The following is a 13,452-nucleotide window of genomic DNA, read 5'->3' as shown; positions in this document are numbered from 1 at the left end:
CCGATCATGCTGTTCCGCGCTCCGTGGTGGGGCGGAATCGGCGAGATTCACCCGGAACGAGCAGTGCCGCCGTTCCGCGTGCCGCAGCGGGCGTCCCGGACTTCCGGGACGGTCTCGGCGGAACACCAGGGACCTAAGTCTCTTGTGTCAAAGACGGTGACAGCTCTCGTGGCGGAACGTAGAGTTGCTACTCGTGAAAGCTGATGTCCTTCGTGGTCACTTGGACGGACTGCTGCTGGCCACCCTGGATGGCAGAAGACTGCACGGCTACGCGATCATCGAGGCATTGCAGCGGCGCAGCGGAGGGGCGGTGTCCCTGCCGACCGGAACCGTCTATCCGGCGTTGCGCAGGCTGGAGAAGTCGGGCCACGTCCGCAGCGAGTGGAGCACGGTCGGCGGGAGGCAGCGGCGCACCTACAGCCTCACCCCTTCGGGCAAACGTGCTCTGGAGGAGGAACGGCGGGCGTGGCGGGAGTTCACCGCCGCCATCGAAGGGGTGCTCGGCACCACCGCCGCGGCCGTGTGAGCGGGCGGTGCGGACACGCTCCACCGGTCGGGGGCCGGCCGGCACCGCCCGGTCGGAGGCTCCGGTGCGCGGGACGGTGTGCGGTGCGCGCCCGGAGCGCCGCACGTGCCAGGATCTGGTGCTGTGGCAAGTGCGCTGATCTACGTCGTGGTCGTGATCGCGGTGGCCGCGGTGGTGTATCTGCTGGCCGCGCTGGTCTTCGGCCGTGGCGAGGAACTGGAGCCGTTGCGTCCCGGTACCACCCCCACTCGGCTGCCTCCCTCACCGTTGACGGGCAACGACGTGCGTTCGTTGCGTTTCCAGACGGTCTTTCGCGGGTACAAGTGCTCCGAAGTGGACTGGGTTCTCGAACGGATGGCCGAGGAGCTGGACGACAACCGGCGGCGGTTGGCCCTGTTGGAACGCGAGCTGCGGGCCCGGCCCGAGCGGCGGGAACCGGGAAACGGCTCGGAAGGGGGCGAGGACCGGAATGGGACACGGGAGTAGCGAGGACCAACCCCCCGACGGTGCGGGGGACGGGCCGTGGAGGAAGGCCTGCCGGTCGTTCCCGGCGCACGGGCGCGCCCGGAGCGTGCTCGGCACGACCGTGGGGGAGGTGCGTTCCCGGGTGAGCGTGCCGTGCTCCCCGCACACCGTCTGGGAGACGGCCACCGACTGGGCCGGTCAACAACGGTGGATGCTCGGCACGTTCGTGCGGGTCACCGGAGGGGACGGGCAAGGGCCCGGGTCGGAGCTCATGGCGTTCACCGGTTTCGGTGACATCGGGGTGGTGGACACCATGCGGATCACACAGTGGCAGCCCCCGGTGTGCTGTGTGGTGCGGCACGAGGGAAAACTGATCCGGGGTAGCGGGGGGTTCACGGTCGTCGGTGACGAGACCGGAACCGGCTTCGAGTGGTGGGAGCGTTTCGAGCTGCCCGCCGTGCTCCTGCCGTTGTGGTGGCTGCTGAAGCCGCTCGTCGTGTGGGGGCTCGACCGCTCGTTGCGGCGGTTCCGGGACCGCTGCGTGCTCGTCGGGAGGGCGGAGGCATGAGGGCGGTGCTCGGTGCGGACGGTCGGGGACGGTGCCCGTGGGGCGCGGAACCCGCCGACTACCGCGCTTACCACGACGAGGAGTGGGGGCATCCGGTGCACGGCTGCCGGGCCCTGTTCGAACGGCTGTGCCTGGAATCCTTCCAGGCCGGTCTTTCCTGGTTGACCATCCTGCGCAAACGCCCGGCCTTCCGGCAGGCCTTCGCGGGATTCGAACCGGAGCGGGTCGCGCGGTTCGGTCCCCGGCAGCGGGAACGGCTGCTGGCCGACCGTTCGATCGTCCGCAACGGCACCAAGATCGACGCGGTGGTCACGAACGCGCGCGCCGTGTTGGAACTGGACACTCCGCTGGACGAACTGCTGTGGTCGTTCGCTCCCCGGCGGGACGCGCGTCCGCGTCCCGCCACCGCGGACGAGGTCCCCGCGAGCACGCCGGAGTCCGCCGCCATGGCGGCGGAACTGCGCCGACGCGGTTTCCGGTTCGTCGGTCCCGTCACCTGCTACGCGTTGATGCAGGCCACCGGGATGGTCGACGACCATCTCAGTGGCTGCTGGCGGGCGGGGTGACCCCGACGACCTCCCTGAGCCGGGTCAGGTACCGGTGAACTCGGGGTTGCGCTTGGCGACGAAGGCGGAGACGGCTTCGTGGTGGTCGTGGGTCCCGCCGCACTGGTTCTGTGCCCCGGCTTCCACGGCGAGTGCCTCGTCGAGCCCTTCGGAGGCGGCGGCCAGCATCGTCTCCTTGATGCGGGCGTAGGCGCTGGTGGGGCCGGAGGCCAGTCGTTCGGCGAGTTCGGTGGCGGCCGTCGCCGCCTGCCCGGAGGGGACCACACGGTTGACCATGCCGATGCGCAGCGCCTCCTGCGCCTCCACCGGCTCACCGAGCAGGAAGAGTTCCATGGCCCGCCCGTAGCCGATCAGCCGCGGCAGGGTCCAGGAGGCACCGGAGTCGGTGGACAGTCCCACACCGGCGAAGGACATCACGAACTTGGCGTCCTCGGCGGCCACTCGCAGGTCGCAGGCGTAGGACAGGGAGGCCCCCGCTCCGGCGGCGACGCCGTTGACGGCGGCGATGATCGGTTTGGGCAGGGTGGTCACCGCGCGGATCAGCGGGTTGTAGTGCTCCTCGACGGTGCGCAGCGGTGTCGGGTCGGAGGCTTCCAGCTGGGCCACGTGCTCCTTGAGGTCCTGACCGGCGCAGAAGGCCTTACCGGCCCCGGTGAGCACCACGGCACGCACCGAGTCGGTGGTGGCGGCCTCCCGCAACGCCTCGATCAGTCGTTGTTTGAGTTCGACCGTGAGTGAGTTGTAGGCGTCCGGCCTGTTCAGCGTGATTCCGCGCACGCCGTTCGCGTCCTCGATCGACAGTACCTCGGTCACGGAACTCCCTTCGTCCGGCGGAACGATCCGACCGTTCGCCGTGTCGGGTGAGGCGGGCCACGTTCGTGGGAGACGTGCTCTCCACGATAGACCCTCTCGTCGGGTGGGCTGGGCTGAGCGTGCCAGCCGAGGGGATGCTTGTCGAAAGTCTCCCCGGGACGATGGGGGAGAGGTGAGCGTGTTCACGAAGAACTCGACCGAGGGATGGTTCGTTGTGCGTGTGCGCCGGAACGTTCCCACGGAGTGCACTCACCGTGTCGGCGCGCTTGCTCAGCGGAGGAAAGGTGGAGTGAGAATCACCCGACGGCGGGATTCGACCAGCGCAGAACGGACGGAAGTTGATCGGTTCGGTTTCGCTGGTGCGTCCGGATGGGGGAGAATGTACGACAAAGGCTGGTCTGGTGACCAGTCGGTGGGATGAGTTCACGGAGGGAGCACGCTATGGCGGCCATGAAGCCCCGGACCGGTGACGGTCCCCTCGAGGTGACCAAGGAGGGACGCGGAGTCGTGATGCGCATCCCGCTCGAGGGTGGTGGGCGTCTCGTCGTCGAGATGACGATGGAAGAGGCCACGAATCTGAGTGAGGCCCTGAACTCGGTCACCGGTTGAGGCCGCCGCGAGGTGATCGACGGGCACCCCGGCCCGACGCGACGAGCGGACCCCGGCATCCTCGGACGGTGCCGGGGTTACGGTTCACGGGGCGGCGCGTCCGCGTGGGTCCCTCGTTCGTGAACGGGTCCGCGGTTGTCCCCACCGGGATCCCGGGACGGCTCGGGGCCCGCACACCAGCCGAACTGAAGCGAGCAGGAAGGTGCCGTAGTGTCCGGTTCCGCAACTCCGACGTCGAACGCAGACGCGATCCTCCCCGTGATTCCGAGCGCCCTGGTCGAAGTCGACGTCGTCGCACGATGGCGTGACGGGTTGCCCGCCGCCGTGCCGGTCCCCGACGGCGACGGTGAACCGGAACTGGGTTCCTGCCTGGAGACCTTCGGAGTGGACGCGGCGGTGCTGCGCGCGCTCGACGTGAGTTCCGAGGTCGGGCAGGTGCGCACGGTACCGCTCTCCGGCGGGCGTTTCGGGTGGGCGATCGGCAGTGGCGACGGCACCCCGGGACGGTGGCGCACGGTGGGCGCCGCACTGGCCAGAACCGCCCGGTCCCGGCTGGAGGACTCCGACGAGGGAGGCAACACCCCCGAGGACCTCGGTGAGGCGCTGGACGTGGAGTACCTCCAGTTCCGGCTGCCCGCCGACGCCGACGAGGAGGTCGTGAGCGGGCTGACCCTGGGGGTGACCCTCGGCGACTACCGCTTCCGGGTGACACAGCGGGCCGCGCCGCCCCGGCTGCGCAAGGTGCTGCTCGTCGCCGAGACGGAGGAGAGCGCCCAGCGGCTGCGCCCGGTCGCGCGGAAGGCACGCGAATGGGCCTCGGCCACCGCGCTGGCCCGCGACCTGGCCAACACCCCCTCCAACATCAAGGACCCCGCCTGGTTGGCCACCACCGCCGCGAAGACGGCCGAACACGTCCCCGGACTGCGGGCCACGGTCCGCGAGGAGAAGTGGCTGGCCGACCACGGCTTCGGCGGGGTTCTCGCGGTCGGAGGCGGCTCCTCCCGTCCTCCGCGCCTGCTGGAACTGCACTGGGACGGCGGGGACAGCGACGCGCCCCACCTGCTGTTCGTCGGCAAGGGCATCACCTTCGACACCGGGGGGATCTCCCTGAAACCCGCCGAGGGCATGGAGATGATGCGCACCGACATGGCCGGGGGCGGAGCCGTGATCGGTGCCATGTCCTCCATCGCCCGACTGGGGTTGCCGCTGCGGGTGACGGCGCTGGTGCCGATGGCCGAGAACCACGTCTCCGGCTCGGCCTACCGCCCCGGCGACGTGGTCCGGCACTACGACGGGACCACCACCGAGGTGGCCAACACCGACGCGGAGGGTCGCATGGTGATGGCCGACGCCCTCGGGTACGCGGTGCGGGAACACCGTCCGGACATGCTGGTGGACGTCGCGACCCTCACCGGAGCCATGAAGGTGGCGCTGGGGTTGCGTACCGGCGGCGTGTTCAGCAGCGAGCAGTCCCTGGCCGAGCGGGTGCGGCAGGCCGGGGAACGCGTCGGCGAGAGCTGGTGGCCCATGCCGCTGCCCGAGGACCACGTCGCCGACGTCCGCGGGACGAACGCCGACGTCCGCCAGGCCCCCGAGGGGCCGGGGGCCGTGATGGCCGCCCTGTTCCTGCGCGAGTTCACCGGGGGACTTCCCTGGGCCCACCTGGACATCGCCGGCCCCGCCCGAGCGGAGAAGAACTACGACGAGGTGGTGGCCGGAGCCACCGGTTTCGCCGCGCGCACCCTCGTCCAACTGGCCGAGGGACTGGCCGACTGAGCGGCGCGCGGTGGCGGCCCGGGCCGCCACCGCGCGAAGTGCGCGCGGCGCCGCTGTTCGTCAGGTGGCGTCCGAGTCGAACGGAGGGCGTTCCCCGTTCTCCAGCGGACGGTGGTCCCGCGAGCGGGCGGAGGGGGGGCGACCGGGGGACGGGGAACGACCGCCGCCGTTGAGGTCCTCCAGCGGGTTCTCCCCGTCGAACAGGTGCTTGCGCACCGCACGTCGCGGATCGAAGTTGCGTACCTCGCGCAGGTCCTGCAGGGGCTTGCGCAGATCGTCGAACTCGGGGCCCAGCTCCGAACGGATCTGCTCCCGAGCCCCCGTCGCGTAGTCACGGACCTGGCGGATCGTCCTGCCGAGCCAGGCCGCCGCGGAAGGCAGCCGCTCGGGTCCGAGGATGAACAGACCGGCGACGATGAGAACGAGAATCTCACCCCAGCCGATGGTATCGAACACCTCGACTCCTTCCGGGGGCGACGTCCTTACCCGGGAGCGGCACCCTCGTCCGGTGCCGTCCCCGGTCAGCGTATACGAGTTCGCCCGTCAGTGGAGAGTGACGTCCAGGACGAGTTCGCGACCCCGGCGTACGACGGTGACGGGAATCCGCTCGCCGACCTCGTGGTCGTTCACGGCGACCTCCAGCTCGTCGGCTCCCCCGACCTCGCGGTCGCCGACCTCGATGATCACGTCCCCCTCGGAGATCCCGGCCCGCTGGGCGGCGCTTCCTTCGCGCACGTTCTGCACCTGGGCCCCGTCCGCCGTTCCGTCGGTGACGGACTTGACGTCCACACCGAGCTCGGGATGCCGGACCTCACCGGTCCGGATGAGCTGCTGGGCGATCCGGCGGACCTCGTCGATCGGGATGGCGAAGCCGAGACCGATCGAACCGCCCTCACCACCCGCGCCGAGCGTTCGGATGGCGGTGTTGATCCCCACGACCGCACCGTTCTCGTCCACCAGCGCCCCTCCGGAGTTGCCGGGGTTCACGGCCGCGTCGGTCTGGATCGCGTCGATCACCGCGTTCGTGTCGGTGTCCTCCCCGGCCAACCGCACCGGACGGTGGACGGAACTGATGATGCCGCTGGTGACGGTGCTCTCCAGTCCCAACGGAGAGCCGATGGCCATGACCCTGTCGCCCACCCGGAGGTCCTCGGAGGAGCCGAGCTGGGCGACGGTGGGATTGGCCACCTCGACCTTGAGCACCGCCAGGTCGGTGCCGGGATCACGCCCCACGATCCGTGCGGGGACACGGCTGCCGTCGGAGAAGACCGTGGAGACCTCGGCGTCGGGGGTGTCGGCGGCCATCGACACCACGTGGTTGTTGGTGACCACATAGCCGTTGCCGTCTATCACCACCCCCGAACCGGTGCCGCCCTGGGAGCCCACCCGGACCTCGACGGAGACGACGGCGGGAACCACCCGGGAAGCCACTCCGGCCACGGACCCGGCCGGGCGGTCGTTGTTCGGTTCGACGGCGGCCAACGTCACGTCGGGATCGGTCAGTGGATTGCCCTCCTCCGCCGTCAGGCGTCCCAGGAATCCTCCGGCGGCCCCGATGAGCAGCGCCACGATTCCGAGGGCGGCCAGCGAGCGGGGGCGTACCCGGCGGCCGAACAGTACTTCCCTGGCGCTGAGCAGCGGGGCGTGTTCCGCCCGGGAGCGTTCGGTGCCGTGCGGTTCGGTGAGCGCCGGACTCCCCAGCACGGCCCCGGTGGTGGGGTCCCGCCACGGGTCCTGCTCGTCCCCCTCCCAGAACACCGGCTCCTCCTCGGGGGTGTCACCGGCGGGCGCGGAGTCGGCGGGGGAGCGCTGCAACGACTCGGAAACCCCCGGAGGGCGTCCGAAGGCCTTGGCGAGTGATTCCGGTGTGGGAGGAGCCTGCTCCACCCGTGGGGCTGGTCCGGGAGGGGCGTGGCGGTCGAAGCTGCCGCTCACTCCCGCGGGTCTGCCGAACACGGCGGCTTCGGCGGGATCGACCTCCGGAGTCCGGAGGGGCGGGCCGTCCGGTCGAGCGCCCCGCACCGGTGCGGTGTCCGAGCCGGAGGTGTCCCGGTCGGACCGAGGGGCGTGGTCGGTGTTCGCAGCGGGCGTATCCGTGTTCGGATCCCGTGGTGTTCCCTGCTCCGCGGATGTCCTCGGCTGCTCGTTCATTGCTCCCCGGCTGTGTGCACGTGTCGGTTCGGCCGATACTTCCGTGAGTGCATCACACGAAGAGGACTTCGTGCCCGCCGGCACCTGAATCAGTGCCCGGTTCGCCCGTCACGTCGCCGTTCCGGGGCGGTGGGCTCTGGTCGGCCCGGGGACTCCACCCCGACGAGGAGGGGGCGTCAGCGGCGTGCGGTCCTTCTCAGCGGGCTTCGGCCGAGGTGGGCAGGGGCTCCTCCTGTCGCGCGGACTCGGAGGGGAGGCCGGTGCTGGTGGGGGTGACGGAGGCGGTGTCGTCATGGGCGGAGGGGGGATCGGTGGGGATACTGGCCTCCTCCACGGATCCTCCCCGGGGGGCCTGGTCCGGCACGGTGGTCACCGGCCCGCGTGTTCCGTCAGCGGGGGTGTGCATGAACGCGAGCGCCCCCAGCACGAGCCCGGAGAACACCACCCCGGCGCCCTGTTTGGCCCGTCGTCCTCCGAGACGCGAGTGCTGGTTCCCGGTGGTGAGAGGGGTGTGCTGGGAGGCCTCCGGGCTCCCGCGCCCCTCACCCAGCGGTGTGATGGTTCCTCCGAGTGGGGAGGAGCCCGTCCGTTCACCCGGTCTGTTCGTGGTGACCAGCCGTCCGTCCTCGCTCAGGGCGAGGTTGTCCGGCTGCTCGGGCAGTTCCGCGGTGCTCGGGATCGACCGGAGGGAACGCAGCAGCTGCGGGGAGATCGACGGGGCGGCGGCGGTGCGCACGGCGGAACGGGCCTGACGCTGGGACTCCGCCTCGGCGGCACAGCTCGGGCACGTGGCGAGATGGGCGGCGGCGCGGTCGCAGGCGCCGGGGCTCAGTTCACCGTCCACGAAGGCGACCAACGCGTCCAGTGCCAGATGCTGTTCCGACATTCCCCGACCTCGAAGACCGGTCATGCGGTTTCCTCCCGAGCGAGCTCCCGTCGAGCTTCCAGAGCCGATTTGAGCAGCTGGCGACCCCGGTGGATACGGCTGCGTACCGTTCCGAGCTTGACGTCGAGTGTAGCGCCGATTTCCTCGTAGGAGAGACCTTCGACGTCGCACAGCACGATGGCCGCCCGGAACTCGGGGGGAAGTTCCTCCAGCGCGGCCTGCAGGTCCGGGTCCAGGTGCGTCTCCTGGTAGACCTGTTCCGGGCTCGGCCCGCTGCCGGGGATGCGGTCGGTGTCCTCCGGCAGGCCCTCCATCCGCACCCTGGAACGACGCCGGGCCATGTCCAGGAAGAGGTTGGTGGTGATGCGGTGCAGCCACCCCTCGAACGTGCCGGGACGGTACGAGGCCAGGGAGCGGAACACCCGGATGAAGGTCTCCTGGGTCAGGTCCTCGGCGTCGTGCTTGTTCCCGGAGAGCCGGAAGGCCAGCCGGTACACCCGGTCGGCGTGCTCCCGGACCACCTCCTCCCAGGAGGGAGGCACCCAGGAGGACCCGGTGGCTTCGGAGGGAGACGTGACCCTCGGCTCCTCGGCCGTGGTCACCCCCGCCGAGCGGACGCTTCCCTGTGCGTCCGCGCCGGTGGCGGCGGTGCGCGGCGAAACCGAGTCGGGGGCTGCCGTGTGTGTGGCCATGTGACGAGAAGGCACCTCCTGCGGGCGGCTTGCGCCCCGTAGAACGATCGCTTCGCTCGATTTGTTCCCGCTCCGGGTGGGAGCCGGGACCGGATCACCGGGCATGACGCGTCCACTGTCCCCACCGAGGGTGAACTGACCGTGATAGGAGCCTGAGAACCTTCTGAGAACTCCGACGCCCCGAGCCTTACCGGGCGGACGCCGCCCGAGGCGGCCCCGGCGGGGGAGCGTTACGGATGCTCCGGAGCGTGGCGCGAGGTGTTTCGAAATCGTTGTGACCCACCTCGCCGGTCGGGGGGCGGTGCGACGCTAACCTGTTCAACCGTGCAACCCGAAATTTCCTCCCCCGTGCCGGGGGGCGGTGCCACCCCGTCGCCCCGGAACACCGTCGGGGGCAAGTCCGGTCGTGTTCGAACCCCAGGGCGTGGCCCCGTGGAGCTGGTCGACAGCGGTCACGGCACGGAGCGGAGCGAGACCGAGCGGTTCGGCTCCTCCGAGGCGGTGTTGCGCTTTCTGGCCTCGGTGCTCCGGGCCAAGTCCGTGGTCGCGGTCGACGGTTCCGCCTCCAGCGCGCTGGCCCTCTGCGGGGGGATGATCCCGGAGGGCACCCTGACCTGCATCACCCTGGACACCGGAGTGCAGCGCGCCATCCGGGGTGCCGTGGCCGAGGCAGACCTCCCCACCCACCGGCTGCGCATGATCACCGAGCTGGGCTCGGAGGTGCTGCCCAAGCTGGCCGAGGGAACCTACGACCTGGTGCACATCGTCTCCGGGGGCTGCGACTCGGCCGCGCTGCTCGACAAGGCGGCACCGCTGCTGCGACCGGGAGGGACCCTGGTACTGGAGGGCGCGTTCGAACGTTCCGGCGAGCACGGGTGTCTCGGGAGCCAGGAGGGTCCGCGCATGTCGCGTGAGGTGCTGCACGCCATCCACGCGGACCCCTCGCTGGTTCCGGTGGCGCTGCCGATCGACAGCGGCCTGCTCGCCGTGGCCCGCGACTGATCCCTCAGGCCGGGGAGACCGAGAGCAGCTGGCCCGCCAGTCCGCGTGCGCGGGTGGAGAGTTTCCTGGCCACGTCGGACAGCACGGTGCTCGCCGGCGACTCCGGGTCCTCCAGCACCAGCGGCGAACCACTGTCACCGGCCTCGCGGAGCCTCGGGTCGAGCGGAACCTGTCCGAGCAGGGGAACCTCCGAACCGACCGAGCGGGTCAGGGAGTCCGAGACGAGCTGGCCTCCCCCGGAGCCGAAGACCTCGACCCGCTGCCCGTCGGGGAGTTCCATCCAGGACATGTTCTCCACCACCCCGGCGATGCGCTGGCGCGTCTGCATGGCGATCGCACCGGCGCGCTCGGCCACCTCCGCCGCGGCCTGCTGGGGTGTGGTGACCACGAGGATCTCCGCGTTGGGAATCAGCTGCGCGGTGGATAGGGCGACGTCACCGGTGCCCGGCGGCAGGTCCAGCAGCAGCACGTCGAGGTCGCCCCAGAACACGTCGGAGAGGAACTGCTGCAGGGCCCGGTGCAGCATCGGGCCGCGCCACACGACCGGGGTGTTGCCGGGGGTGAACATGCCGATGGAGATCAGCTTCACCCCGTGGGCCTGGGGTGGCATGATCATGTTCTCGACCTGGGTGGGCTTGCCCTCGGTGCCCAGCATGCGCGGCACCGAGTGCCCGTAGATGTCCGCGTCGACCACACCGACCGACAGGCCGCGTTCGGCCATGGAGACGGCCAGGTTCACCGTCACGCTGGACTTGCCGACGCCACCCTTGCCGGAGGCGACGCAGTAGACCCTGGTCAGCGAACCGGGTTCGGCGAAGGGGATGCGCGGCTCCTCGGAGTCGCCGCGCAGCTGCTTGCGGAGCTCGGTGCGCTGCTCGTCACTCATCACGTCGAGCTCGACGTCCACGGAGGAGACCCCGCTCACCTCGGAGACCGCGGAGCTGACCCGCTGGGTGATGGTCTCCCGCATGGGACAGCCCTGCACGGTCAGGTAGACACCGACCTTGACGTCCCCCTCGGAGCCGATGGTCACGTCCTTGACCATGCCGAGTTCGGTGATCGGCTTGTGGATCTCGGGGTCCTCCACCTTGGCGAGTGCCTGCCGCACCGCGTCCTCGGTGGGGGTGGGCTGCGTTGTGGTCACGGCTACGCGACACCGACCTTTCCTGAGCTGGTGTGCCACCACACATGTTACGGGCGAGTACGACGGGAGCACAGCCCGACCGGGTCCCCGTCCGCCCCGTGGTCCGGGACGGGCCCGAGGTGGTCCCGACGGGACCCGTACCGTACGCCGGGGTGCCTCGCACGGTATCCGCTCACCCGCCCGGCGGACGCCCTCCGGAGACGCGGGTCACCACCGCATTCCCGGTGGGTGGGCCGGTTCGGTGGGAGCGCGGCGGGCATCCGGGGGTTCCGGGGGGCGTGTCCACCACGTGGACTCCGCGGCTTCCGGTGCTCCGCTTCACCGGGGTCGCTCGCCGGTCCGGGGCATATACTCCCGCGCGGATCGCTTCCGCGACGGTTTTCGTCCCGCGAAAAGGAGTGCCCGAGGTGGTCGACACCCAACGCTGCCGCCGCAGTTGTCTCGCCGTGCCGGGTTCGGAGCCCAGAATGATCGACAAGGCCAGGGGACTGGAGGTCGACCAGTTCTTCCTGGACCTGGAGGACGCGGTCGCCCCGCTGGCCAAGGCGGAGGCCCGGCGGACCGTGGTCGCGGCGCTGAACGAGGGGGGATGGGGGGACAGGGTCCGCACCGTCCGCGTCAACGCCCTGGACACCGCCTGGACCTACCGGGACGTCGTGGACGTCGTGGAGGGCGCCGGACAGTCCCTGGACACCGTGATGCTGCCGAAGGTGTCCGGCCCCGACCAGGTCCGGTGGCTGGATCTGACCCTGGGTCAGCTGGAGCGGGCGCTCGGGCTGGCCGAGTCCTCGATCGGGATCGAGGTGCAGATCGAGGACGCCAAGGGGTTGGCCGACGTGGACGCGATAGCGGCCTCCTCGGCGCGACTGGAGGCGTTGATCTTCGGTCCGGCCGACTTCATGGCCTCGATCAACATGCCCTCCCTGGTGGTCGGGGAGCAGCCGCCCGGATACGACGTGGGGGACGCCTACCACTACGTGCTCATGCGGATGCTGACCGCGGCGCGTGCCCACGGTCTGCAGGCGGTGGACGGGCCGTACCTCCAGATCGGCGACACCGAGGGGCTGCGGCGGGTGGCGCGGCGTTCCGCCGCTCTGGGGCTGGACGGCAAGTGGGTGCTGCATCCTTCCCAGGTGGACACGGTCAACGAGGTCTTCTCGCCGAGTCAGCGCGACTACGACCGGGCGGAGAACGTTCTCGACGCCTACGCCTGGTACACCTCCGAGGAGGGCGGCAGGCGCGGTGCGGCCATGCTCGGGGACGAGATGATCGACGAGGCCTCCCGCAAGATGGCGTTGGTGGTGGCGGCGAAAGGACGCGCCGCCGGGCTGAGCCGCACCGAGCGCTGGCAGCCGCCGCGTTGACGGAGCGCGACCCGGCCGGAGGTCCGACGCTTGGACGCCCGCACCGCGCCCGCCGGTGACGGTTTCCGGGACGGTTTTTCGGTGCGGGTCACGCGGTGTTGGCCGTTCGTTCAATCCGACTGAGTAGCTTTCCGGCCCGTCGGGAGGGACACGGACGTGTTTCGTTCGCCGGGACCGGGAGAGCGCGGTGTTGGCCGAGTCGGATCGTGCTGTGGTGCTGGGCTGGGACGGGGTGCTCGTGTGCCGGGGCGGCGAGGGTGTGCGGCCCGTCGCCGGTGTGACCGAGGCGCTGCGGGGAGCCCGGCGGGCGGGGATTCCGGTGATCGTGCTGACCGAGCTCCCCGTCGGTGAGGTGGCCGCCGAGGCCCGCAGGTTGGACATCGTCGACGGTCTGGCCGTGGTGATCGCCGACGCGGTGGACCAGACGGCGGAGCTGCGGAGGCTGGCGCGGGAGTACCCTCGGCTGGCCCGGGTGGGCGGCACGGAGGAGGAGATCCGGTGCGCCCGGTGCGCGGGGGTGCTGGCGTTCGGTTTCTCGGGGGCGGGGGGCAGTGGCCCCCGCCTGCGGGCCGCCGGGGCGGAGGCCGTTTTCTCCCGAATGGACCGCGCGTTGGCGCTGCGGGTGACGGCGAGTCGGTTGTTCGCGACTTCCTGAATGATTTTCTCTTCTTGGAAGGGGATTTTCGTGCTCGGAAACCCTTCCGGGCGAGGCACGTTTCTTGTGATTACTGTGGGTGTTCGATCGGAATCGGTGTGTTCGTTCGTTTCCGATTTCCTCTCCCGTGGTTCGCGTGTCGGACGTGAGCACGTGATTCGCGACTTTTCCGTTGCGTGTCCCGTTCGCTGTCGCGCCGTGACGAATATTTTTCGTGGTTGTTTATTTCACTGTT

General features: G+C 70.4%; 15 protein-coding genes. 9 read left to right on the top strand and 6 right to left on the bottom strand.

The features are described from left to right. Positions 1-193: 193 nt before the first annotated feature. The 4 genes from CEP50_RS03205 (at position 194) to CEP50_RS03190 (ending at position 2,125) form a co-directional block, all read left to right on the top strand. Positions 194-526, top strand: coding sequence for a PadR family transcriptional regulator (locus CEP50_RS03205; protein WP_026448824.1), 333 nt, complete (start codon positions 194-196; stop codon positions 524-526). Positions 527-649: 123 nt separating this feature from the next. Continuing rightward, on the top strand, positions 650-1,012 hold the full coding sequence (locus CEP50_RS03200; RefSeq protein ID WP_106112404.1) for a DivIVA domain-containing protein: 363 nt from the start codon (positions 650-652) through the stop codon (positions 1,010-1,012). Beyond that, complete coding sequence (locus tag CEP50_RS03195) at positions 996-1,559, top strand: SRPBCC family protein (RefSeq protein WP_106112403.1); 564 nt, start codon at positions 996-998, stop codon at positions 1,557-1,559. Before CEP50_RS03200 ends, CEP50_RS03195 begins: the two co-directional genes overlap by 17 nt. Further along, positions 1,556-2,125 carry a DNA-3-methyladenine glycosylase I gene (locus CEP50_RS03190; RefSeq protein WP_106112402.1) on the top strand — a complete coding sequence of 190 codons (570 nt, stop codon included), beginning with the start codon at positions 1,556-1,558 and terminating at the stop codon, positions 2,123-2,125. The genes CEP50_RS03195 and CEP50_RS03190 overlap by 4 nt, the downstream gene beginning before the upstream one ends. A 24-nt stretch (positions 2,126-2,149) precedes the next feature. On the opposite strand, the gene CEP50_RS03185 is transcribed toward CEP50_RS03190, so the two are convergent. Further along, positions 2,150-2,938, bottom strand: a complete 789-nt coding sequence (locus CEP50_RS03185) for an enoyl-CoA hydratase-related protein (RefSeq protein ID WP_019853226.1) — start codon at positions 2,936-2,938, stop codon at positions 2,150-2,152. 441 nt (positions 2,939-3,379) lie between these two features. Here CEP50_RS03185 and CEP50_RS03180 point away from each other — a divergent pair, with 441 nt between their 5' ends. Together CEP50_RS03180 and CEP50_RS03175 are read left to right on the top strand one after the other, a co-directional pair. Then, positions 3,380-3,547 carry a DUF3117 domain-containing protein gene (locus CEP50_RS03180; RefSeq protein WP_019853228.1) on the top strand — a complete coding sequence of 56 codons (168 nt, stop codon included), beginning with the start codon at positions 3,380-3,382 and terminating at the stop codon, positions 3,545-3,547. 210 nt (positions 3,548-3,757) lie between these two features. Further along, positions 3,758-5,323, top strand: a complete 1,566-nt coding sequence (locus tag CEP50_RS03175; protein WP_106112401.1) for a leucyl aminopeptidase — start codon at positions 3,758-3,760, stop codon at positions 5,321-5,323. A gap of 60 nt (positions 5,324-5,383) precedes the next feature. Here the strand turns inward: CEP50_RS03175 and CEP50_RS03170 are convergent, their stop codons facing one another. The 4 genes from CEP50_RS03170 to sigE all read right to left on the bottom strand — a co-directional run bounded on the left by CEP50_RS03170 (position 5,384) and on the right by sigE (position 9,157). Further along, a complete protein-coding gene (locus CEP50_RS03170; protein ID WP_106112400.1) occupies positions 5,384-5,779 on the bottom strand; it encodes a sec-independent translocase in 396 nt (131 codons plus the stop codon). 87 nt (positions 5,780-5,866) lie between these two features. Then, positions 5,867-7,474 carry a S1C family serine protease gene (locus CEP50_RS03165; RefSeq protein ID WP_106112399.1) on the bottom strand — a complete coding sequence of 536 codons (1,608 nt, stop codon included), beginning with the start codon at positions 7,472-7,474 and terminating at the stop codon, positions 5,867-5,869. Positions 7,475-7,670: 196 nt separating this feature from the next. Further along, positions 7,671-8,384, bottom strand: a complete 714-nt coding sequence (locus CEP50_RS20730) for an anti-sigma factor family protein (protein ID WP_308729357.1) — start codon at positions 8,382-8,384, stop codon at positions 7,671-7,673. Then, positions 8,381-9,157 (bottom strand): RNA polymerase sigma factor SigE, encoded by a 777-nt coding sequence (sigE, locus tag CEP50_RS03155; protein WP_374957081.1) that lies wholly within the window; start codon positions 9,155-9,157, stop codon positions 8,381-8,383. Before sigE ends, CEP50_RS20730 begins: the two co-directional genes overlap by 4 nt. Positions 9,158-9,484: 327 nt before the next feature. Here sigE and CEP50_RS03150 point away from each other — a divergent pair, with 327 nt between their 5' ends. Continuing rightward, positions 9,485-10,054 (top strand): O-methyltransferase, encoded by a 570-nt coding sequence (locus CEP50_RS03150; RefSeq protein WP_106112396.1) that lies wholly within the window; start codon positions 9,485-9,487, stop codon positions 10,052-10,054. A gap of 4 nt (positions 10,055-10,058) precedes the next feature. Here the strand turns inward: CEP50_RS03150 and CEP50_RS03145 are convergent, their stop codons facing one another. Next, positions 10,059-11,198: an Mrp/NBP35 family ATP-binding protein gene (locus CEP50_RS03145; protein WP_106112395.1), complete on the bottom strand. Its 1,140-nt coding sequence runs from the start codon at positions 11,196-11,198 to the stop codon at positions 10,059-10,061. Between the two features lie 407 nt (positions 11,199-11,605). Here CEP50_RS03145 and CEP50_RS03140 point away from each other — a divergent pair, with 407 nt between their 5' ends. Both CEP50_RS03140 and CEP50_RS03135 read left to right on the top strand, forming a co-directional pair. Continuing rightward, positions 11,606-12,562 carry an HpcH/HpaI aldolase/citrate lyase family protein gene (locus CEP50_RS03140; protein WP_106112519.1) on the top strand — a complete coding sequence of 319 codons (957 nt, stop codon included), beginning with the start codon at positions 11,606-11,608 and terminating at the stop codon, positions 12,560-12,562. 187 nt (positions 12,563-12,749) lie between these two features. After that, positions 12,750-13,217 (top strand): hypothetical protein, encoded by a 468-nt coding sequence (locus CEP50_RS03135; RefSeq protein WP_106112394.1) that lies wholly within the window; start codon positions 12,750-12,752, stop codon positions 13,215-13,217. Positions 13,218-13,452 lie beyond the last annotated feature (235 nt).

Origin of the sequence: Actinopolyspora mortivallis (assembly GCF_003001495.1) — a bacterium.
In the GTDB taxonomy this organism is placed as follows: domain Bacteria; phylum Actinomycetota; class Actinomycetes; order Mycobacteriales; family Pseudonocardiaceae; genus Actinopolyspora; species Actinopolyspora mortivallis_A.
This window is presented reverse-complemented; position numbering and strand designations above follow the sequence as displayed.